20 protein-coding genes are annotated in these 22,311 nt (G+C 62.6%); 8 read left to right on the top strand and 12 right to left on the bottom strand.

The window, feature by feature from the left end; translation table 11 throughout:
* Positions 1-105: 105 nt before the first annotated feature.
* The gene (gene gyrB / locus LH128_RS00640) at positions 106-2,640 is read right to left on the bottom strand and encodes a DNA topoisomerase (ATP-hydrolyzing) subunit B (protein WP_008827630.1); all 2,535 of its coding nucleotides are present in this window, start codon (positions 2,638-2,640) and stop codon (positions 106-108) included.
* A gap of 288 nt (positions 2,641-2,928) precedes the next feature.
* On the opposite strand from gyrB, the gene LH128_RS00635 reads away from it, so the two are divergent.
* The 3 genes from LH128_RS00635 to LH128_RS00625 all read left to right on the top strand — a co-directional run bounded on the left by LH128_RS00635 (position 2,929) and on the right by LH128_RS00625 (position 7,767).
* Complete coding sequence (locus LH128_RS00635; protein WP_036526849.1) at positions 2,929-4,014, top strand: acyltransferase family protein; 1,086 nt, start codon at positions 2,929-2,931, stop codon at positions 4,012-4,014.
* 644 nt (positions 4,015-4,658) lie between these two features.
* Positions 4,659-6,218, top strand: coding sequence for a glutamine-hydrolyzing GMP synthase (guaA, locus tag LH128_RS00630; protein ID WP_008827628.1), 1,560 nt, complete (start codon positions 4,659-4,661; stop codon positions 6,216-6,218).
* A 292-nt stretch (positions 6,219-6,510) separates the two neighbouring features.
* Positions 6,511-7,767 carry a tyrosine-type recombinase/integrase gene (locus LH128_RS00625; protein ID WP_008827627.1) on the top strand — a complete coding sequence of 419 codons (1,257 nt, stop codon included), beginning with the start codon at positions 6,511-6,513 and terminating at the stop codon, positions 7,765-7,767.
* Here the strand turns inward: LH128_RS00625 and LH128_RS31700 are convergent.
* The 6 genes from LH128_RS31700 to LH128_RS00600 all read right to left on the bottom strand — a co-directional run bounded on the left by LH128_RS31700 (position 7,742) and on the right by LH128_RS00600 (position 12,996).
* Positions 7,742-8,017, bottom strand: a complete 276-nt coding sequence (locus LH128_RS31700) for a helix-turn-helix transcriptional regulator (protein ID WP_008827626.1) — start codon at positions 8,015-8,017, stop codon at positions 7,742-7,744. The genes LH128_RS00625 and LH128_RS31700 overlap by 26 nt on opposite strands.
* Before the next feature lie 525 nt (positions 8,018-8,542).
* Complete coding sequence (locus tag LH128_RS31695) at positions 8,543-10,090, bottom strand: NAD(P)H-binding protein (protein WP_008827625.1); 1,548 nt, start codon at positions 10,088-10,090, stop codon at positions 8,543-8,545.
* Between the two features lie 155 nt (positions 10,091-10,245).
* Complete coding sequence (locus tag LH128_RS00615; RefSeq protein WP_037516825.1) at positions 10,246-10,881, bottom strand: glutathione S-transferase family protein; 636 nt, start codon at positions 10,879-10,881, stop codon at positions 10,246-10,248.
* A gap of 77 nt (positions 10,882-10,958) precedes the next feature.
* Entirely contained in the window at positions 10,959-11,366 is a 408-nt protein-coding gene (locus tag LH128_RS00610) for a DUF2000 family protein (protein ID WP_008827623.1), read from the bottom strand.
* A 68-nt stretch (positions 11,367-11,434) separates the two neighbouring features.
* Positions 11,435-11,944: an SRPBCC family protein gene (locus tag LH128_RS00605; protein WP_008827622.1), complete on the bottom strand. Its 510-nt coding sequence runs from the start codon at positions 11,942-11,944 to the stop codon at positions 11,435-11,437.
* Positions 11,945-12,105: 161 nt separating this feature from the next.
* Entirely contained in the window at positions 12,106-12,996 is an 891-nt protein-coding gene (locus LH128_RS00600) for a LysR family transcriptional regulator (RefSeq protein WP_008827621.1), read from the bottom strand.
* A gap of 198 nt (positions 12,997-13,194) precedes the next feature.
* Between LH128_RS00600 and LH128_RS00595 the strand changes: the two genes are divergently transcribed.
* The 5 genes from LH128_RS00595 (at position 13,195) to LH128_RS31690 (ending at position 17,569) form a co-directional block, all read left to right on the top strand.
* Entirely contained in the window at positions 13,195-14,076 is an 882-nt protein-coding gene (locus LH128_RS00595; RefSeq protein WP_008827620.1) for an SDR family oxidoreductase, read from the top strand.
* Positions 14,077-14,120: 44 nt separating this feature from the next.
* Positions 14,121-14,594, top strand: coding sequence for an AtaL-like protein (locus tag LH128_RS00590; protein ID WP_008827619.1), 474 nt, complete (start codon positions 14,121-14,123; stop codon positions 14,592-14,594).
* Between the two features lie 50 nt (positions 14,595-14,644).
* Positions 14,645-15,712: an alkene reductase gene (locus tag LH128_RS00585; RefSeq protein WP_008827618.1), complete on the top strand. Its 1,068-nt coding sequence runs from the start codon at positions 14,645-14,647 to the stop codon at positions 15,710-15,712.
* Positions 15,713-15,785: 73 nt separating this feature from the next.
* Positions 15,786-16,517, top strand: a complete 732-nt coding sequence (locus tag LH128_RS00580; RefSeq protein ID WP_008827617.1) for an SDR family oxidoreductase — start codon at positions 15,786-15,788, stop codon at positions 16,515-16,517.
* A gap of 131 nt (positions 16,518-16,648) precedes the next feature.
* On the top strand, positions 16,649-17,569 hold the full coding sequence (locus LH128_RS31690) for a LysR family transcriptional regulator (protein WP_008827616.1): 921 nt from the start codon (positions 16,649-16,651) through the stop codon (positions 17,567-17,569).
* Between the two features lie 202 nt (positions 17,570-17,771).
* On the opposite strand, the gene LH128_RS00575 is transcribed toward LH128_RS31690, so the two are convergent.
* From LH128_RS00575 to trbL, 5 genes are all read right to left on the bottom strand, one after another.
* A complete protein-coding gene (locus LH128_RS00575) occupies positions 17,772-17,996 on the bottom strand; it encodes a DUF2274 domain-containing protein (RefSeq protein ID WP_008827615.1) in 225 nt (74 codons plus the stop codon).
* Position 17,997: 1 nt separating this feature from the next.
* On the bottom strand, positions 17,998-19,134 hold the full coding sequence (locus LH128_RS00570) for a TrbI/VirB10 family protein (protein ID WP_442800348.1): 1,137 nt from the start codon (positions 19,132-19,134) through the stop codon (positions 17,998-18,000).
* A gap of 80 nt (positions 19,135-19,214) precedes the next feature.
* On the bottom strand, positions 19,215-20,264 hold the full coding sequence (gene trbG / locus LH128_RS00565) for a P-type conjugative transfer protein TrbG (protein WP_037516822.1): 1,050 nt from the start codon (positions 20,262-20,264) through the stop codon (positions 19,215-19,217).
* Positions 20,261-20,944, bottom strand: coding sequence for a conjugal transfer protein TrbF (gene trbF, locus LH128_RS00560; protein WP_008827612.1), 684 nt, complete (start codon positions 20,942-20,944; stop codon positions 20,261-20,263). Before trbF ends, trbG begins: the two co-directional genes overlap by 4 nt.
* On the bottom strand, positions 20,944-22,308 hold the full coding sequence (gene trbL / locus LH128_RS00555; RefSeq protein ID WP_008827611.1) for a P-type conjugative transfer protein TrbL: 1,365 nt from the start codon (positions 22,306-22,308) through the stop codon (positions 20,944-20,946). The genes trbF and trbL overlap by 1 nt, the downstream gene beginning before the upstream one ends.
* Between the last annotated feature and the right edge of the window lie 3 nt (positions 22,309-22,311).

The raw sequence follows: 22,311 nt of genomic DNA, 5'->3' as shown, positions 1-22,311 counted from the left end.
AGCATGATGCCTCAGCAAGCGCGCAAGACAAGAGCGCCCACGCAAAAGGGCGGGAGTGCATCCAGTGCGCTCCCGCCCTTTCTGATTATCAACGCCGTGCGTGGATCAAACGTCGAGGTTGGCGACGTTGAGTGCGTTTTCCTGGATGAAGTCACGGCGCGGTTCGACGATATCGCCCATCAGGCGGGTGAAGATCTCGTCCGTCACGTCGGCGTCCTCGACCTTGACCTGCAGCAGCACGCGGTTTTCAGGGTCCAGCGTTGTTTCCCAGAGCTGGTCCGCGTTCATCTCGCCCAGACCCTTGTAGCGGGCGATCGACAGGCCCTTGCGACCGGCGGCAAGCACCAGCGCGAGGAGCTGGCTGGGACGGGTGATGACGTCCGCGCCCTGGGTCGGGCGGGCAGCGACGACGGGTTCGTCCTCGCCGTCTGCATCCACGGTCGCCTCGGGCTCTGCCTCGGCTGCGCTGGCGCGCACCAGGCGCGCGGTACCGGCGTAGACTTCGGCGTTCTCGGCGGCGAGGCGGGCGAGCTTGCGGGCCTCGGCGCTGGAGAGGAAGCTGCCTTCGATCTTGTGGTGATCGGTGACGCCGCGCCACAGGCGTTCGACCTCGACGGTGCCGTCTTCGGACAGGCGGGCCGACCAGCGGGCCTCGGTGTCGCCGCGATCGAGCCATGCCGCGGTGCGGGTGAGGGCGGCGCTGCGGGCCTCGATCGACAGGTCGGGCTCGAACACGCCGGCGAGGCCCAGTGCCTCGATGATGACGGGGTCGTAGCGGCGTGGCACGAAGGCCATCAGGTTGCGCATGCGGATCGCGTGCTCGACCAGCGCTTCGAGGTCAGGCCCGAGACGCGCGCCGCCCGAGGTTTCGAGCACGCGGCCGTTGAGGCCGGCCTCGACCAGATAGCGGTCGAGGTGGGCACCGTCCTTGAGGTAGACCTCCGAGCGACCCTTCGACACCTTGTAGAGCGGCGGCTGGGCGATGAAGAGGTGCCCGGCGCGGATGATGTCGGGCATCTGGCGGTGGAAGAACGTCAGCAGCAGGGTGCGGATGTGCGCACCGTCGACGTCTGCGTCGGTCATGATGACGATCTTGTGGTAGCGCAGCTTGTCGAGCGTGAAATCGTCGCGGATGCCGGTGCCCATCGCCTGGATCAGCGTGCCGACTTCCTTGGACGAGATGATGCGGTCGAACCGCGCACGCTCGACGTTGAGGATCTTGCCCTTGAGCGGCAGGATCGCCTGCGTCTTGCGGTCACGCCCCTGCTTGGCGGAGCCACCTGCCGAATCGCCCTCGACCAGGAACAGTTCGCACAGCGAGGGATCGCGCTCCTGGCAGTCGGCCAGCTTGCCGGGCAGGCTGGCGATGTCCATCGCGCCCTTGCGGCGGGTCAGTTCGCGGGCACGCTTGGCGGCTTCGCGGGCGGCGGCGGCGTCGATGATCTTCTGGACGATCGACTTGGCATGGGCGGGGTTCTCCTCCAGCCAGTCGTTCATGCGGTCCGCCATCAGGCTTTCCAGGGGCTGGCGCACTTCGGAGGAGACCAGCTTGTCCTTGGTCTGCGACGAGAACTTGGGATCGGGCAGCTTGACCGAGACGATCGCGGTAAGGCCCTCGCGCATGTCGTCGCCCGTCAGCGAGACCTTCTCCTTCTTGAGCAGGCCCGACTTCTCGGAATAGTTGTTGAGCGTGCGGGTCAGCGCTGCGCGGAAGGCGGCAAGGTGGGTGCCGCCGTCACGCTGCGGGATGTTGTTGGTAAAGCACAGGACGTTCTCGTAGTACGAATCGTTCCACTCCAGCGCGACGTCGATGCCGATGCCGTCGCGCTCGGACGAGATCGCGATGGGCTCGGCCAAGAGCGCGGTCTTGTTGCGGTCGAGATACTTCACGAAGGCCGCGATGCCGCCTTCGTAGAACAGATCGTGCTCCTTGACCTCTTCGTGGCGCTTGTCGCGCAGCTTGATGCGCACGCCTGAATTGAGGAACGCCAGTTCGCGGTAGCGGTGCTCCAGCTTGTCGAAGTCGAACTCGGTGACGTTCTTGAACGTGTCGGTCGAGGCGAGGAAGGTCACGCGCGTGCCCTTCTTGAAGCCGTTATCGTCCGGGTTCTGTTCGGCCTTGGGGGCGGGGCCCTTGACCACCAGCGGTGCCACGGCATCGCCGTGCGCGAACTTCATCCAGTGCTCCTGGCCCTCGCGCCAGATCGTCAGCTCCAGCCATTCCGACAGCGCGTTCACCACCGAAACGCCGACGCCGTGAAGGCCGCCCGAGACCTTGTAGGCATTGTCGTCCGAGGTGTTCTCGAACTTTCCGCCCGCGTGCAGCTGGGTCATGATGACCTCGGCAGCGGAAACCCCTTCCTCGGCGTGAATGCCGGTGGGAATGCCGCGGCCGTTATCCTCGACTGAAACCGAGCCGTCGGGATTGAGTTCGATCAGCACCAGGTCGCAGTGACCGGCGAGCGCCTCGTCGATGGCATTGTCCGAAACCTCGAACACCATGTGGTGCAGGCCCGAGCCGTCATCGGTATCGCCGATGTACATGCCGGGGCGCTTGCGGACCGCGTCGAGGCCCTTGAGGACCTTGATCGAATCGGCACCGTAGGAGTTCTGGTTCTTGTTTTCGGGATTGCTGGCCATGGCGAGCATATAGGGTCTGAGGGGGGTAAACCCAAGCGAAACCGGCTCCGAGGCCGGGGTTTTCCACAAGGGTGCGACAGTGGTTCGGCGAGGCTGCGGCGAAGCGATGCAGGCAGGCGGCGGGAACGACATGCGTGGGGGGTGACGCCCGTCTACCAGAATTAAATATCTGTAATTCTGATGTCTTCGCCAGTGCAATTGATTGTTACTTGTCTGCGGCTTCTAATGATTAACGTCGGAATAAATATATCTCCTTAGCTTCCTGCTCTGAACAGGGGGTTAGAGCGCATGATTACGGACGTTTCCCAGAGGGACCTTGTCTGGCCCAATTTTGCCAAGGCGGGATGTATTTTGCTGGTGGTGATGATGCATCTGGGTGAGCAGGTTGCGTTGATGCCATGGGCGAACAATGTGGAACTGGCGGCGGCTTGGCATGTCTTGAACGGTTTCATCCGGCCGGTGCGTATGCCCCTGTTCTTTCTTGTCTCCGGGATTCTCGCTTCTGAGTCGGTCATGCGGCCGCGCCTCGATACGCAGCGCAGCCGGTTGGTGAGGCCGCTCTACCTCTACTTCGCCTGGGGCGTGATTTACCAGGTCCTGGTGCCGATGGACCCGGCCGCGTCCTGGTTTGAATGGACGGCGGATAACCGCCTCCTGCCCGTGCTGCTTCTGACCCGCATGTCATGGTACCTGTTGGCGCTGGGCATGTATTACCTGCTGACCAGGATCACTTTGCCGCTGCCGGTCTGGGCGGCGCTGCTGCTCTGTGCAGTGCTGTCAGTGCTGGGTACTATGTTCGAAGGGCACCTGTCCGCACATCAGCCCAAGATGCTGCGCTGTGCGATTTTCTTTGTCGCTGGTGTGCGCATGAAGGACCAGGTCCTGGCGTTCGTCGAGCGCGCAACGGCTTCGCGCGTATTGGTACTGGGCGGGGCGTACCTTGTCGGGGCGGCCGTGGCTTTGAAGTCCGACACGTTTCTGCTGCCGGTGGATATTCTGGCGGTAGCGGCCGGTGCGATGCTTTGCATGCTGTTGGTGCGTCGGAGTTCGGCGCTGATCGCGCCTGCCTCCTGGCTCGCCAAGCGAACCCTGCCGATCTACCTCATGCACTTCCTGATGATGCCCGGGCTGGCCTTCCTCCTCGAGCGCTACGCTGCGCCTATCCTCACCAGTGTCTGGGCAGGAGCAGTCTATCCGCTCCTGGCTGTGCCGCTGATCGTGACAGCGTGCCTGGTGGCACATGGTGCGTTGTTGCGGACGGGGGCGGCGGACTGGCTGCTGGATCTGCCCGCATGGCGCTTGCCGGATACTAGCCGCAAGGCAATGCTTTCTTCGCATGGCGGCGTGACCATGCCTGTGAAGATGGCAGCATGACGCTGGTACGAAAAAAGGCGGCCCTGGGGCCGCCCTTCTCATGGGTAATTCAGGGTAACGCCACCGGCGCCTGGAAAATCAGGCGAGGGTAAGCGCGAACGCCAGCGCGCTGGTGCCCAGCGCGGCAGCGAACCCGAACGTGCGGTGCACGAGGGTCATAATAAAGCTCCTGCAAACATTCTTATCGTTTCATCGCATATGCGGAGCGTTCCGGCGCTCCGCCTTGCGTGCGGCAGGAAGCGTTCCGGCGCCTCTTGCTGCGGTGCGGCAAATAGCGATGCACAAATTTTGCGCAAATTCAAAAGGGGCAAGTTATGTTGCATGTCTTGCAACAGAGGCTCGATTCGGCGTGCATTGCGCTCAAGTCATCGCCGAAAATGACCGGTTTTCTCCTGTTGCTGTTATCGCTGTGTCGATCTGACTGACGTGGGCCTCCGGCAAGCCTTCAGCAGTCTTGAGTGGATTGCCTAAAAAATAGGCAATTATCGCTGCGACGCTAAATGCTGCAATGCGAACTCAAAATCGCGGAGCCTACGCAAAGAAATGGAAAACTGCCCTGACGGGTTGCCTGGCGCAGTAATGATGCGTCATCTGCCGCGTTTCGGGGGCTGGACAGCCAACCCGCGCGCGACTAGTGGCTCGCCATGAATATCCAGCCCACCGAATCCGTTCTGATCGTCGACTTCGGCAGCCAGGTGACGCAGCTGATTGCCCGGCGCGTGCGCGAGGCCGGCGTCTATTCCGAGATCGCCCCGTTCAACGCCGCTGAGGAGGCGTTCCGCCGCATGAACCCGGTGGGCGTAATCCTCTCCGGCTCGCCCGCCTCGGTGCTGGATGAGAACGGTCCTCGCATCCCCGACGTGATCCTCGAGAGCGGCCGCCCGATCCTGGGTATCTGCTACGGCCAGCAGTCGCTGATGCATCAGATGGGCGGTGAAGTGACCGGCGGCGATGGGGGCGAGTTCGGCCGCGCCTTCATCGAGATCGGCGATGAGTGCGCGCTGTTCAACGGCCTGTGGAAGGTCGGCGAGAAGCATCAGGTCTGGATGAGCCACGGCGACAAGGTGACCAGCCTCGCTCCCGGCTTCCGCCCGGTCGCATCGAGCGCAGGCGCGCCTTTCGCGGTGATCGCCAACGACGAGAAGCGCATCTACGCGATGCAGTTCCACCCCGAGGTCGTGCACACGCCCGACGGCGGCAAGCTGCTCAAGAACTTCGTGCGCCATGTCTGCGGTCTGACCGGTGACTGGACGATGGCCGAATTTCGCAAGACCAAGATCGAGGAAATCCGCGCGCAGGTGGGCGAGGGCCGGGTGATCTGCGGCCTTTCGGGCGGCGTCGATTCCGCCGTTGCGGCAGTGCTGATCCACGAGGCGATCGGCGACCAGCTCACGTGCGTGTTCGTCGATCACGGCCTGTTGCGCATGGGCGAGGCGGACCAGGTCGTCAGCCTGTTCCGCGGCCACTACAACATCCCGCTGGTCCACGTCGATGCCTCGACGCTGTTCCTCAACGGACTTGAGGGCGTCACCGACCCCGAAGCCAAGCGCAAGTTCATCGGCAAGACCTTCATCGACGTGTTCGAGGACGAGGCCAAGAAGATCGGCGGCGCCGAGTTCCTGGCGCAGGGCACCTTGTATCCGGACGTGATCGAAAGCGTTTCGTTTACCGGCGGTCCTTCGGTGACGATCAAGAGCCACCATAACGTCGGCGGCCTGCCCGAGCGCATGAACATGAAGCTCGTCGAGCCGCTGCGCGAACTGTTCAAGGACGAAGTGCGCGAACTGGGCCGCGAACTGGGCCTGCCCGACGTCTTCGTCGGTCGTCACCCGTTCCCCGGCCCGGGTCTTGCCATCCGCATCCCCGGCGAAGTCAGCCGCGAGCGCTGCGACATCCTGCGCAAGGCGGACGCGGTCTACCTCGAGGAGATTCGCAACGCCGGTCTCTACGACGCGATCTGGCAGGCCTTTGCGGTGCTGCTGCCGGTCAAGACGGTGGGCGTGATGGGCGACGGTCGTACTTACGACAGCGTCTGCGGCCTGCGCGCGGTTACTTCGACCGACGGCATGACGGCGGATATCTACCCCTTCGACGCGGCCTTCCTCAGCCGCGTCGCGACCCGCATCATCAACGAGGTCAAGGGCATCAACCGCGTGGTCTACGATTACACTTCGAAGCCGCCCGGCACGATCGAGTGGGAATGATTCAGGCCTATCCGAACGCCGCCGAATTTACGCCATTGTGCGACGTAAGCCGCTGAAAATAAATATAATTCCCTTCAATGTCGATCGAGAGCTATCGATGGGTAAACTTTGGTATTGGCGGTCTGTCTGACGGACCTCGGGCATATTGCTTAGCTGCATTTTTGAAAGTACCGTCATGGGCAATGAGGCTCGTGACGGTACTTTTTTCGTATTAAACCGTTGAAAATAATGGCGAATATCTGTCCATGAGCCCCGAATTTGTGCTGACGGTACTTTTCAGGAGGCAATAGGGATGCTGACGGACGCCGCCCTCAAGGCATTGAAACCAAAAGAGAAGATTTACAAAGTCGCTGACCGTGACGGTATGTACGTGCGCGTTATGCCCAGTGGCGCGATCTCATTTCGCCTGGACTACAGGCTCAACGGCCGTCGGGAGACCGTCTACCTGGGCAGGTACGGGCGCGATGGCATCTCGCTTGCCCGGGCTAGAGAGAAGTGCATCGACGCCAGGCGTGCCGTCGGCGAAGGACGATCGCCTGCGATCGAGAAGCAGCGCGATAAGCGCCGCCTTAAAGAAGCGAAGAGTTTTGGAGAGTTCGGGGAGAAGTGGCTCACTGGGGCGCCGATGGCAGACAGCACGCGTGCCATGCGGCGTTCCATATTCGAACGAGAGCTTTTGCCTGTCTGGCGCAATCGTCTCCTGACCGAGATCACGCCAGACGACCTGAGAGCACATTGCGGCGGAATCGTTGAACGCGGTGCTCCGGCGACGGCTATCCATGTGCGAGACATCCTGAAGCAGATTTACGGCTTTGCGATCCTGCATGGTGAGAAAGTCTCCAATCCGGCCGACGAAGTGGGACCAGCATCGATTGCGACTTTCACGCCCAAGGACCGCTCGCTTTCGCCTTCTGAAATTCGGGTGATGCTGAAGCAACTCGAACATGTTGCCACGCTTCCGACGATCCGCCTGGGAATGCGGCTCTATCTCCTCACGATGGTGCGTAAGAGCGAACTACAGGACGCGGTTTGGGACGAAGTCGACTTCGAGAATGCGGTTTGGACGATCCCGAAGGAGCGGATGAAGCGCTCGAAGGCGCATAACGTCTATCTGTCGCGCCAGATGCTCGACATCATGATTGCTCTGAAGACCTGCGCGGGAAATTCGAGATACCTTCTGCCGTCGCGGTACGACGCAGATGCCCCGATGTCGCGTGCCACCTTCAACCGGGTGACCTACGCAGTTGTCGAACGGGCGAAGACGGAAGGTCTGCCCCTAGAGCCGTTTACGGTGCACGACCTGCGGCGGACCGGTTCGACTCTGTTGAACGAACTCGGCTTCAACAGCGACTGGATCGAAAAATGCTTGGCGCATGAGGATGGGCGCTCGTCGCGCGGCGTTTATAACAAAGCCGAGTATGAAGTGCAGCGTCGGCATATGATGCAGGAGTGGTCGGACATCTTGGACGCTTGGGTTGATGGCAAGAAGTACGTGCCAACGCTCATCCCACCGTCGATGCCGATCATGGCGCCCGATCCTGCTCTTTGACCGGGCGGGCTCGACGTTGTTTCACGTCGGGGCCGGGCGCACGGAGAATTGGCTTTGAACGACGGGCCGCGAGCCAAGCCTGAACTTCGCCTAGATCCCAAACCACGCATCGTGGGGTCAAAGCGAAGCGTCGCGGAAATTCCCCCCGCTGTTCCATTTCGTAGATCGTGCTGTCCGCTAACGGCACCATCTCACGCAATTGCTGTCGTCTGATCGTTCTTTCGATGTGTGTGTTCGCCGTCGCGTTCATGTCGCATCTCCTCTCGATGGCCGGGTGAGGAGATAGAAAACAATAGATCATAAAAGGTGGAAGCCCCAACGACGATCAATCGGGAATTAGCGGGCTATGGCGTACACATAGGACGGTGGCGCTGTTGTTAAAGTAGGTGCCGGACAGGTGCGCGGATCAAGGAGAGCGAGATCTGCTTAAGCATCGGACTACAGCAACGGTGCCACATTTTGTAGACGCGACTCCCTTCAAAATCCGGTTCCGAAAGGAGTGTCGGTTCGATTCCGACCACCCGCACCATCAATTAAAATCGAGCCGAGACTTAACGAATTGACGCCGCTAGAGCGGTTACGGGTCGCCCTCCTAGAGCTTGCAGTGCGGACCACCAACCGCCCTAATGACGGGGCGTGCATCGTCTCTCGCCATTGCCGGCAGGTACCCAGTGGGAGATTTTCGCCCCTAGTTGCTGATACGTGCTTCTCAGCCGTGCGTGACTCACGCAGGGCGTCTCGATCCATCTGGTAGATCCGGATCGGGACGAAACCCTCACCAGGTGATCAGTGGCGTCCTGCCAACGAATGTGTCGCTGTCCACCTGATCGACGACAAAGTCGGCAACGTCGCTGCGCGCGATCGTCCCGCCATGAAAGCCAGACAGATCGAGCAGAGCGCGGACATCGCCGTGCCGCGGCTTGTCGTTTAGTACGGCGGGACGAACCACCACCCATTCGAGCCCGCTCTGGGCGATGATGGCTTCTTGCCGGTCCTTATCGGCATAAACCTTCTTGAGCAGGAGCGGCATGATGATCCTATCGAACAGGAAGCCGCCATGGCCCCTGCTGTTTCCGGCGCCGATGCCGGTGATCGAGACGAGCCGCCGCACGTTTTGGCGCTGCATGGCCGCGACCACGGCCTTGGTTGCCGTCGAGAGCATAGTCACCTTGCGGAATGGGCTGACCGGGGTCCCGAGCGCCGAGATTACCGCGTCACAGTTCGCGAGCGCCTTCTCAAGCGCTGCAGGATCTCGCGCATCGCCCTCGATGATGACCGCATCGAGGTCCTTGGCCTTCTCGGGAGAACGAACCAGCGCCACGGGGACGTGACCGAGTGCATTCAGCTTCTGTACGATGGCCCGCCCTGTGCCTCCGGTCGCGCCGAGCACCAGCACTCTTTTATGCGCAGGTTGGGTGAACTGACGCGCAAGGAACGCACCGATGTCATCCAGCGCCTCTGCGGCTGCCTGCAGCATTGAGAAGCTGGACGGAAAGACGTGGGTCATGCCCTGCCACACATGGACTTCACAATCGAGCCCTGCGCCCTCGGCCGACTTTGCGAACCGCAGCGAGTCATCTAGCAGAACCTCAGCATCGCCGACATGAATTCGCACGGGCGGCATTGTTGAGAGGTCGTTGTCGAGCAGGGGCAGCCGCTTATCATCCGCGCCCACCTTCCCGAGATAGAGGATGGCCGCGTCGGCCAGCGTTTCCCGGGACAATATGGGATCGGTGTTCGCGCGGGTGATCATCGACTCGCCTGAAAGCGACATGTCGAGCCACGGGGACATCGCGACGACGCTGACGATCTTGCCAGATTTCGCAATGCCGTCGGCCACCGACGAGAGCGCCAGGCCGGCACCGGCGGAGTCACCCACGACGGCGATCCGCTCATAGCCGAGGGACAGCAGACCCTTGTGCAGCGCATGGAAATCATTGACAGCGGCAGGGAATGGCCGCTCCGGAGCGAGCGCATAGTCGGCGACGAAGGCTGCGACGCCTGCACGCTGGGCAATGTGGCCGACGAAATTACGATAGGCGCCGGCTGAACCGATCACGTAGCCGCCGCCATGCAGGTAGAGAATGGCCGAGGCCGGGCTCGCCTTCTCGGGGCGGCACCACCAACCGGGCACCCCGCCGACCTGGCCCTGCTCGAAGTGAACGCCTTCGGGTGCGGGCGCCTGGCCCATTATCCCGTCGAAGGCGGCTCGGCTGGCTGGCTCGAATTTGAGCTTGGGGTTTCCTTCGAACATGGCGCTCATCGCCTTCATGGCTTGCGCGTCGGACGAAGTAATATCGTGTCTGATGATCGAGGCAGTCATGATGTTCTCCTTTGCCTTGAGTGCAAGGAGAAATTTATCGTTTCTATATCGATCCACTAGCTGCGGATTTTAGACGATATGTCTCGTTAGTGGGACAGTGGCATTGTGCGTATTTTGAGTTGCGACGTCACTGGACGGGCGGCGGTCGCTGCACCCTATGATGTCGCCGGTACTGACGCACGAGGGAGAAGATCGTAAGGGTGAGCCCAGCCTGGCAGGGTTTTGATCCGCTCTATCCAGGCCTTCATTCTAGGAAAGCGCGTAAAATCTATCCCGGTATCTTCGTCGTAGTAGCGATAGCCGACCATCGAAATATCCGCGATCGTCGGTCGATCGCCGACCAGGAAAGGCTGCCGATTGAGGTGGTCCTCAACGACCGCAAAGCTCGCGAGAGCCTGGGTGCGCAGAAATTCCGTTACCGGCGTTTCTCCGGTCTTTCGCAAGCCAACCATGAAGCGGAGCGTTGCGAAATAGCTTGAGAACCTGTGATTGTCGAACAAGATCCAGCGGAGAATCTCAAGACGTTCTTCCGCGTTCCGTCCTGCGAAGGAGCCGGTGCGATCGGCCAGATAACTGAGGATAACGCCAGTTTGGGAAAGGCGCATGTCGCCATGCTCGAGAACGGGAATCTCGCCCAGTTCGTTGACGTTGGTTCGGAAGATCGCCTTTGTCTCATCCGTAAAAAATCCGACAAGTCGCGGCTTCCAATCAAGAGCACATAAACTGAGCATCAGGGCTGCCTTATAGGAATTCCCTGACTCGCCTCTGCCATAAAGGATATACGATCCCATAAATTCTACCTTTCGACGCCTGCCGGATCGCTCTGTTAGATCTCTGCGCGATCACCAACTCAGCCACTGCTCGTCTTTCAAGGATGAAGCTTTGCGCCTTTAATCGCCTTTTCCACATCCTTCTTCGGGCCGCGGATTGCGATGCCGACCAGCGCTGGCTCCTCTGCGGGCTCAGACGCGAAAGCCTCCCGGTTGGCCGCATCGTGTCCGGTCGTGAACATCGCCTCGACATAAGCGGCGCAGGCAAGGCCTCGCGTCAACGCCTGGTTTCGTGATCGAAGCAGTGTGCTTCGATCGGCGGCGAAGATCATGACGGGCTGACCCAGCAACGCCGCGTAGCGCCTCCCTGCGGCATCGACATAGGGTTCACCCATTGCGTCAGCGGCGCCTCCGGCGATTCCGGTCGCCAGGAACGCGGTGACATTCAACTTCTGCCATGTCTGAAGATCGTCGAGGACGAGGATAGCCACCTTGGTATCGAACATTTCTTGAAACTCTCTATGTTCTGAACACTGCCGCCGCGGCCTTGATCGCCACAAGTCGCCTCGCAGACTTAAAAATGGGCGAAGTGCTTGAGGACGTTTCTCAAGCAGACGTTCATGTATCCCTTCCACTGGGTCTTCACGAACAGCGTCAGCGGCAGCTTCACGAAGCTATTCTTCGCTCGGAAGGTGTAGGTCCATTTGACGTTGGTTCCCCCCTTTACCGGCGCGAACCAGAACTGCCCGCGTGCACCATCCATGAGATGTTGTAACGCGAAGCTCGGATCGCTGACCCGGTAGGCGAAATAGGAAGGACGATCGTACTCCGTGACGCCTTCGTTGACCGTGCTGCCATCGGCGAGATGCACGACGCGGTGTGAGCCGGGCTGATCCCAGGGACCTGAAATGTCGGAGGTCGAGGCGACACCGGGCACGAGCCCGTAGCCAGTCAAGATCTTGGGCAGCACATCCTCCGCGGCAAGGAAGTCGAAGACCTTCTCGATCGGGGCATCAACAAAGACTTCCCGTGTGACTGCGACATCGAGGCGCGCCGGGCGCCTGCTATAAGCATTGCTTGTCATAAGGCTTCTCCTGCGCGTTTTGTTTGACAGGCTCAGGAGGCTAGTCGTTGCAATTATCGGGCGAAAGTCGCTGAATCTGAACAGTGCGTCTCGCTGTTGAGACGCCCTCGCCGGCAGGCACGGAGTTCACGGCATTCGAGCACGAGTTTGCTGGGCAGACCTCACCTGCTGATATAGGCGGCCAACTCGTCGGGCGTCCCCATGGGAAAGGCCTGCTTCAGATAGTCGAGGAACGCGGCGACGCGAGCGCTCAGCAATCGCCGCGACGGATATAGCGTCCACAGAGCGATCTCCGGGCCGTCGATGTCTCCCCAATGCGCGAGCGTGCCGGCGGCCAGGTCGTGGCTGACCAGTGAGATCGGCAGCCGTCCAGCGCCGGCGCCTGCTCGGACGGCGTCGCGGACCATGATCATGGAGGTCAGTGCCAGTACGGGCTCGACCGCGATCTTCTCGACGCCATCCGGCGTCTTCACTTCCCATGTCTGTCGGTCGCCCGTTGAGCGTACCACCGCACGCGCGGCTTCGTTCGCGGCGGGTCGCGCGAGACCGGGGCTGGCCACGACCACCAATCGATCGCGCAGGAAAATTCGCCCGACCAGGCTCTCGTCCGGGCTCGGGTTCACCCGGATCACCAGGTCGAAGCCTTCCTCGATCATGTCGACGGTGCGGTCTTCCGTCGACACCTCAAGTCTTACCTCGGGATATTTCAGAGAGAATTCGCCGGCGATCTTTCCCATCGCGGTCTGCGAGAACAACAAGGGGGCGCTGATCCGCAACCGCCCCCGCGGACGCTCTCCACCCGAGGCGATCGCAGCCGCCGTCTCCTCCAGTTCAGTGAGCAGGTGGCCGGCGCGCTCGAACAATGCGCGTCCTTCCTCGGTCAGTTTGAGGGCCCGCGCGCCACGTTCAAGCAGACGGATGCCGAGGCTCGCCTCCAACTCGGCCACACGCCGGGACAAAGTTGCTTTCGGCCGCCCGGCAGCGCGGGCGGCCTTGCCGAAACCTCCGTGGCGGGCGACGAGATTGAAATCGGCAAGCGCGAGCAAGTCCATCGGCGTTCCATCGTTGGGACAATTCCTGCCACCATAGCGAATTTTCTCGCAAATGTGGATCAGATTTCGACGACGGCAACCGCCCATTCATCTGGCCGTTCCACCTGTGAGACGCTGTGTCTAGATTCGGCGTCTATTGGATCGAAGGTGAGCCGCTCATATTCCGGGTGTCAAGCAACCCAACCCGGAGATACTCCCATGACCATTCTCGTTACTGGCGCTACCGGCCGCGTCGGCCGCCATGTCGTCGATCAGCTCGTCCAGCGCGGCGCCAAGGTGCGCGTGCTCACCCGCGATCCCTCGAAGGCCAGCTTTCCGGCCGGCGTGGACGTCGTGCAGGGCGAGCTGCTGGACATCGATGCGCTGCGCAGCGCCTTCAAGGGCGTCAGTACCCTGTTCCTGCTGAACGCGGTGACGGGCGACGAATTCACCCAGGCCATCATCACCCTCAACATCGCCCGGGAGTCCGGCGTCGAGCGGGTGGTCTACCTGTCAGTGTTCGGCGCCGACCGCTCCGTCAACGTGCCGCACTTCGCGGTGAAGTCCGGCGCCGAGCGCATGCTTGAGCAGATGGATTTCTCCGCCACGATCCTGCGCCCGTCCTACTTCATCGACAACGAGGTCATGATCAAGGACGTCATCTTCAACTATGGCGTCTATCCGATGCCGATCGGCGGTAAGGGCGTGGCCATGGTTGACGCCCGCGACATCGCCGAGGTGGCCGCGATCGAGTTGATCCGCCGCGACCAGGCGCCGGGCAAGCTGCCGATCGAGACCATCAACCTGGTCGGCCCCGACACGCTCACGGGTTCGGGCGTGGCCGCGATCTGGTCGGAGATCCTCGACCGCCCGATCGCCTATGGCGGCGACGACCCGAGCGGCTTCGAGCAGAACATGGCGACCTTCATGCCGAAGTGGACGGCCTATGAGATGCGCCTGATGGCCGAGCGCTATGTCACCGACGGCATGATCCCGGAAGCCGGCGACGTCGAGCGGCTGATCAAGATCCTGGGCCGCCCGCTGCACAGCTATCGCGACTTCGCCGCAGCGCTCGCCGAGCAGCAGAACCCGACGGCCTGAGCGCCGGCGCCAATCCTCCAACGCCAATCTCAAAGGAATCCGAGATGATCTTCTCGACCGCCACCATCCCGGTGAATGCGGAAGGCGAGACCAGGCTGACCCGGGCGCAAGCCTGGACCGGTCTGGAACTCAAGGCCCGTGACGCCCGACTGTTCCTGCCGCCCGGCCTCTGCACGCGATGCGAGGTCGTGAAGGAAAGCACGACCCATTTCGTGCGCGAAGCCACGATCGCCGGCTCTGATCTGCGCGAGATCATCACCCTCGAACCGCAGAGCAAGGTCACCTTCTTCCAGGCGACCGGCCCGCGCGAAGGCGCGATCGTCAACGAGCTCTTCGAGGACGAGACCGGCGCCCTTCAGCTTCGCTTCTACTGCTATCTCGGCCTGCGCGGCAAAGAGCCGAACAGTCCGGAAGAGCAGGCCGAGCAGGCGCAGTTCGACAGCGACAGGGGCTACAAGGCCGCGCTGATCTCGACGCTGAAGCGCACCCGCGAGCTGCTCGCGGAAGGCAAGCTCTGACGCGGGCCGGTTCTTCCAACCATCAACAAGTTTCCCAAAGGAGAAATGACATGACCGATACCTGGTCACCCATCACGCTTGGCGGTGCCCAACTGCCGCATCGCCTGGCCATGGCGCCGATGACCCGCAGCCGGGCGAAGCCGGACGGGACGCCGAGCGACCTTGCGCCCGAATATTACGCCCAGCGCGCCACGATGGGTCTGCTCATCACCGAGGGCACGCAACCGTCCGGCGACGGGCAAGGCTATCTGGCCACGCCGGGCGTCTATACCGACGCGCATGTCGCGGGCTGGCGCGAGGTCGCGGACGCGGTCCACCATGCTGGCGGCCGCCTGTTCGTCCAGCTCATGCATGTGGGCCGCATCTCGCACCCTGAGAATACGCCACATCATCGCCAGCCGGTCGCTCCTTCGGCCATCGCGCCGGGCGTCGACATGTTCACGATGGCCGGCATGCAGCCCATTCCCGAACCGCGGGCGTTGACGACCGCCGAGGTCAGGCAGACCGTGGCCGATTTCGCGAACGCGGCCAGGCGCGCCGTCGAAGCTGGCGCCGATGGCGTCGAGGTCCACGGCGCGAACGGCTATCTGGTGCATCAGTTTCTTGCGCCGAACGCCAATCGGCGCACGGACGAATATGGCGGCGCGATGGAAAACCGCACTCGCTTCGCCATCGAGGTGGTGCGCGCAATCGTCGAGGCCATCGGCCCCGAAAGGACCGCGATCCGCCTCTCGCCGGGCCTCCCGACCGGCGGCATCGTCGAAGGACAGGATAACGACGGTCTCTACCGTTATCTCGCCGCCGAGTTCGACAAGATGGGCATCGCCTATCTGCATCTTCTTCATATTGGCAACGAGCCGCTTGCTGCGGACATCCGCAAGGCGTTCGGCGGCGTGCTGATCGTCAACCGCCCGGGCCGTCAGCGCGATCAGATCGGATCGGACGTGGCAAGCGGGCTGGCGGACATCGAGGCTCTCGGCACGATGGCACTGGCGAACCCCGATCTCATCGAGCGCCTGAAGACGGGCGCGCCGTTCAACGAGGTTCGCAAGGACCTGTTCTACGCGGGCGGCGGCGCCGAAGGCTATACCGACTATCCGACGCTCACTACGGCCTGACCGCTTTCCGGCTGGGAGAAAACTTCTTTTCGCCGATTGAGCCTCCCATCCAACACAATCGAAGGATCAGATCATGAAGAACGACAATCGCATCGCCCTCGTCACGGGCGCCAACAAAGGCATCGGCCTGGAGATCGCCCGCCAGCTTGCGCAAGCCGGAATCCATGTCCTGGTAGGCGCGCGAGATCCCGGTCGGGGCAGCGCGGCGGTCGCCGAGCTTTCCGCGACCGGGCTGCAGTCACAGTTCGTGCGGCTCGACCTTGCCGACCATGGCAGCATCGCAGCGGCGGCCGAAGCCATCGCGGCCGAGCATGGCCGGCTCGACATTCTCGTCAACAACGCGGGGATCCTCGATGCCGAGGATGGTCCGCCGAGCTCGGGCTCGCCGGAGGCTGCGCGCCGCATCATGGACACCAACTTCGTCGGCACGCTGGCGGTGACCCAGGCGATGCTGCCGCTGCTGCGCCAATCGCCCGCCGGACGCATCGTCAACCTGTCGAGCTCACTGGGCTCCCTCACGCTCAATGGCGATCCGTCATCGACTTACTATGCCGTGAGATTGATCGGTTACAATGCATCAAAGGCGGCCCTGAACATGCTGACGGTGACACTGGCCGAGGAACTGCGCGGCACCTCCGTGGTCGTTAACTCCGTTAGCCCAGGCTTTGTGAAAACCGATCTCAACGGAAACACCGGCATCATGACTCCGGAAGAGGGCGCAAGGCTGCCCGTCAAATATGCGCTGCTGGGCGAGGACGCCGTCTCTGGCTCCTTCGTCGAACCGGACGGCAATACGCCCTGGTAGATGGCGCGACGACCGCGCGACGGTTTCAATCTCGGCCGCGCGCGGTCGCCCATATGCCCGCTCTCGGGGCCGCCGCGAGACGATCACTGATCGGCTTTTTACATCGCAACCTGGATGGGGAGACGAGCGATATGCCAGACCTCGCCTTTGATCTCCGCCATCTGAAGTACGCCATGCTTGTAGCAGAGCATGGGAGCTTTCGGCGGGCAGCAGATGCAACGAATATACCGCAATCCACTATTACCAGGCGCATCCAGCTCTTGGAAGCGCAGCTTGGCGTCGCTCTGTTTGAACGCAGCAAAACGGGGGCCCGCCCAACATATTCCGGCGAGCGCTTTATTCGAGAGGCAACGTTTGGTGCCGAGCATCTGTCTCGTGCGGTCACCGACCTACGCCAAGTTCGTTCGGCACACAGTGGAGTTTTGCGCGTTGGAATAGTCGGGTCTTTGGCCAGCGGCTTTTTGGCAGACCTGCTTAACCGCTTTCATCGGAAGCACGAAAACATTGATGTCGTGGTTGAGGAGAGTAGCTCTCAATCGATTGCTGCTGGGGTTTCGCAGAGCAGGCTCGATGTCGCATTCGTTTGCGGATCGCCGCAGCTAGCGGGATGCCAGATACGTCCTTTGTGGCGTGAACGAATTCTGCTTGCTGTTCCCGCAGCGCACACATTCGCTGCTAGCGTGAGCGTCAATTTGGAAGATGTGCGGGATGAGGTCTTCATCGTGCGTGCGCACGGACCTGGTCCTGAAATCGAAGACTATCTTGTACGACAACTGTCCGGCCCAAGTTTTCGACCTCGCATCGTGGCGCACAATGTAGGGGCAGAGAATCTGCTCAACATGGTCGCAAGAGGATTCGGAGTGACTCTCTCAAGTGAATCCGCGCTTGGAACAAGCTATTCCGGGGTAAGATTCATCGGGCTAAGCAACGAGCAAGAGGTGGTCGGTTTCAGTATTCTATGGCGAACGACAAATGAAAATCCTGCAATGCGTGCCTTATTGCAGCTCTCCGCGGAAGGATCGCCGGGTTTTGAACTCCAGTCGTCAGATTAAACTATCTGTCGAATATACGTCGCTCGACAAGAATGCCGTTCCGGGCAGCCATCGCGATGCGGTGCCCCCTCCTTGGGGCGAGCTCAACGAGCCATGCAAGTCAATGCTCATACGGGCAACCACGAAGCGGCCACAGCGTGGCAGGAACTCGCTGCGTCCGGCGTGCGCTACAGATGGTGGTGGAGTTCGACGACTTCGAGCGTCATCCCGAGGATTGGCGGCGTGCCTTCGCGAAGCCGCGATCGGTGGCGATGAAGCGCTGAACCATCGGGGCGATCAGCTTCACCGGGTCAGTGATCGGCTGCCCAGTCTCGCGGGCGAGGGCCTCAGCGTAAGCGACGAGATCCCGGTGCAGCGGCGACGGCAGCTCGACCGTTACCTTGATCGGTTTGTGGTCGGCGATTGCGCCGAGCTTCAGCTTGACCATCTCACGCTCCGTAGGGTTCGAGGATCAGATCGCGCGTGACGATCACGCGGACTGGGAAGCCGGGACGGATCGTCAGCGTCGGCGCGATGTTGAGTTGGCGACGGACAATTTGCTGGCCGGCGTCGTTGATGGTGTCCTGGCCACCATTGCGGATCGCTTGGATTAGGCGATCGTTATTGTCGACCGCAAGTTCGGCACCGACGCTGAGCAGCGTAGAGAGCCCAGCAGCTTTGGCGAGATCCCACCAGTGATAATCCACGCCGTCCTGGAGGCCGGCGAATCCTTCAGCATCTGCGCCTGGCTGGCGCTCGAGAACGATCGAGCGGCCGTTCGGAAAGATCAGGCGGTTCCAAACGAGCAAAACGCGGCTCTGACCGAACTGCACGTTGTTGTCGTATTGGCCGATGACGCGCGTGCCCTGGGGTACGAGGAGGATGCGGCCGGTCGGGCTGTCGTAGATGTTCTCGGTGACCTGGGCGGTAATCTGGCCTGGCAGGTCGGACCTGATGCCGGTGATCAGCGCGGCCGATATTACGGCTCCGGCCTGGAGGATGTTCGGCGACGCCGGCGCGGCGACACGATCGGCCGCGACCGTGCGGCGATCGGGGGCTGCGTTGAGGAAGGCATTCTGGCGGTCCTGCGCCGATGGCGTCGCTGGCGGAGGTGCAAGGCCAAGGCTCGCCAGGTCGGGCGTCGGCGGTGGAGCGATGGCAGGCGTTGCGGTTGAGGCTCCGGCGCGCGTCTCGGAGCCCGAGAACAGCCGGCTGGTCCGGGCCGTCTCGATTTCCTGCAATCTGCGCTGCTCTTCTGGACTGATGCCGGGATTGGGCGTGGCGACTCCGGGTGTTGGCACCGGCTGTCCGCGATCCTGGGTGCTGAGGATCGGCCGCCCGAGGTCACCGGGAAGTGGCGGACCGAGCTGCGGCACGCCACTGTAATCTCGCGGCAGGCCGGCCAGTCCGTCAGCGGTCGAGCGGTTCTCCGTCGAGTAGAGCTCCTCGTTCGGACGGCCGCCATCACGGGTCTGAAGCGCATAGACGAGAGCACCGCCGAGTCCGACGCTGGCGACGAGGCCAATTCCCGCAAGGACCTTGCGCGATAGCCGGGTGACGCGCGGTGGCTCCGCGCGCAGACGCATCGGCGCAGGCCCGACCGGCTCGCCGGTCAGTGGCTGCGTGTCCTCGTCCGGGACTCCCTCATTCCGGGGCTCGTTCTCGTTCACGATGCGGGCCTCCCGTCGGTGCGGGTAATGCGGACGCGCCGTTGTCGGTCACCGGAACCGAACCGAAGCTCTGCGGCCGCGAAGAGCCGGTCGACGATCATGTGGTGGCCGCGAACGCGGTAGTTCACCAGCTCTGAGGTGTTGCCCTCGGGACCGACGACGAACAGCGGCGGCATCTCGCCCTGACCAATGCCGCGAGGGAATTCGATGAAGACCTGGCGGCCGTCGTCGAAGGCGCGCTGTGGCCGCCAAGGCGCTCGGTCGCCCTCGATCGAGTAGCGGAAGTTGACGTTGGCGAGATCGACGCCGCTCGCAACCGGCTGGACGGCCTGCGCCTCGGCGTTCTGGCGCCGCAGCGCGATGAGCTGATCTTGCGGGTACTGCCACGAGACCGACGCCATATAGGTCCGCTCGGTCGAGCGAAGCTCCATATGATAGGTGCGCAGATTTGTGTTGATGACGAGGTTCGTCATCAGATCGGCGCGGGTCGGCTTCACGAGGATGTGGATCTGGCGGGTCGCGCCCGAACCACTCTCGGTATCGCCGATGATCCAGCGCACGGTGTCGCCGGCCGCGACAGGCCCCGAGCCGACAAGCTGCTCACCGGGCTGCAACGCAATGTCGGTGATCTGCCCGACGGCGGTGTACACTTGATAAAGCGCGCCCTGCGTGAAGGGATAGACCTGCATCGAGTTGATGAAGCCGTCACGCACCGGTTGGATACGCGCAGCGGCATTGGCCTGGTTGACCCTGGCCGTGGGATCGGTTGGCTCTGGCGCGCGCCGCGTCTCCGGCACACGCTGTAACTGGCCAGGCAGCGGCAGCGGCCGAGGCAGTTCGACTACCGTTACAGGCGCAGGCGGATCGACCGTCTGCGCGGCTGGAGCCGCATTGTCGTAGGAGATTTCCGGTGGCGGATTTGTGGTGGCGCAGCCGGCAAGCGCCGTTGTCGCCAGCAGGACCATCGGGAATGACGCTCTGCGGAAAGCCGAGACTGCGGATATGTGTGAAGCCGGGTTTCCGGCTTTACGGAAATACGGCTTCATTGCCCAAGCTCCCGTGACCAATTGATAGCGTTGACGTAGATGCCGAGCGGGTTCGCCCTCAGCCGGTCGGCGTTGCGAGGAATCTGCACCACGATCGTCAGGATCGCGGTCCAGCGAGTGGTCTCGGCGAGTTGGCCGTTCTCATAGCGGCGCTCGACCCAGGCAACGCGGAAGCTGTCGGGGGATGCCCGGATGACGCTGGAGACATCGATGGCGATCTGCTGGCGGCCGACCTTGGCAAAGGGGTCATTCGCCCGGGCATAGTCATTGAGCGCCATAGCCCCGCGATCGGTCGTGAAGTCGTAGGCGCGCAGCCAATTCTGGCGAACGATGATGGCATCGGCCGGAATGGAGCGGACCTGCTCGATGAAACGCGCCAGGTGAAAGGCGATTTGCGGATCGGTCGGTCGGTAGTCGGCGACGGCAGGCGCGACGGCCTGTGCCTGTCCGAGGCGATCGACCTGCACCACCCAGGGCACGATCGTCCCCCGCGCCGACTGCACGACGAGCGCGGTGGCGAAGCCGGCCGACAGGATCAGCGAACCGAAGGCCATCAGCCGCCAGTTCTTCGCCTGAACACGCGAGGCGCCGACACGCTCATCCCAGATCTGGGCGGCGCGCTGATAGGGCGTCTCCGGCTCGGGGGCTTTGCCGTAGTGGGTTGAGGGTCGTTTGAACATCAGCGATCGCCTTCGGAAAGATTGACGGAGGAGCCGCCGCCATGGGCGTCGCCAGAGCGGACGGCGTGGGCCGTGGCCTGGACGGCATGGGTCATGTGCTGCGAGCGGCGCATCCGCTGCGCCCAGGCAGGGGGACCGACAGCGTTTGCGGAACCGGCGGCAGCGGAGCCGTCACCGGCCGCGTCGCCGCCGATCGTGCCCATGGTTGAAGAGCCGCCGGCCGCCTCGAATGCCGCCTTGCCGCCGGCATTGAAGCTGGACTTCATGCTTTCGGCGGCGCGCGTGGCAGCGCGGCGCAGCGGTGAGACGGCCGCGCTGCCGCCAGCGCGGGCAACGCCGCCGAGTCCGGATGCGACCCCGGCGGCGGCGGATTGACCGGCAGCGCCGAGGCTGTAGGCGGTGGATGCACCGCCAGCCATTGCCGCGCCGCCACGGGCGGCGGCGGCAGCGCCGCCGGCCAGCGCGGCGCCACCCGACGCTGCGGCGCCGACGGCGCCAGCGCCGAGCGCCACCATGCCGCCTGCGGCCAGGCCCGTGCCGACTGCTGCGCCGGCGCTGAGTTGCGGGCCGCCGGAGACGAGGCCGCTCGCGATGCCCGGACCGAAGATGCCGAGGCCGAGCAGCGAAAGCGCGGCCAGCACGATCGCCATAGCCTCGTCGATGGTGGGAGTTGCGCCGCCGAAGCCGGACGTGAACTCGGAGAAGAGGGTCGAGCCGATGCCGATGATGACGGCCAGCACCAGGACCTTGATGCCGGAGGAGATGACGTTGCCGAGCACGCGCTCGGCCATGAAGGCCGACTTGCCGAACAGGCCGAACGGGATCAGTACGAAGCCCGCCAGCGTCGTCAGCTTGAATTCGATGAGCGTGACGAAGAGCTGGATCGCGAGGATGAAGAAGGCGAGCAGCACCAGCGCCCAGGCGAGGAACATGCAGGCGATCTGGATGAAGTTCTCGAAGAACGACCAGTAGCCCATCAGGCTGGAAATTGAGTCAAGCAGCGGACGCCCGGCGTCCAGACCGGTCTGCGCGACCTTGCCGGGGCGCATCAGGTCAGCCGTGGTGAAGCTCGTCCCGCTGGCCTTTAGACCGAGGCCGGCGAAGCTTTCGAAGATGATCCGGGCAAGGTTGTTCCAGTTGCCGATGATATAGGCGAAGACACCGACGAACAGCGTCTTCTTCACCAAGCGGGCCATGATGTCGTCGTCGGCGCCCCAGCTCCAGAAGAGTGCAGCCAGCGTCACATCGATGACGATGAGGGTGGTGGCGATGAAGGCGACTTCGCCGCTGAGCAGGCCAAAGCCGCTGTCTATGTAGCGCGTGAAGACTTCAAGGAAGTGGTCGATGACGCCGGTGCCGCCCATGAT

The organism is Sphingomonas sp. LH128 (assembly GCF_000293195.2).
In the GTDB taxonomy this organism is placed as follows: Bacteria; Pseudomonadota; Alphaproteobacteria; order Sphingomonadales; family Sphingomonadaceae; genus Novosphingobium; species Novosphingobium resinovorum_A.
Note: the sequence above shows the minus strand (reverse complement) of the source record. Positions and strands in the feature narration are given on the sequence as shown.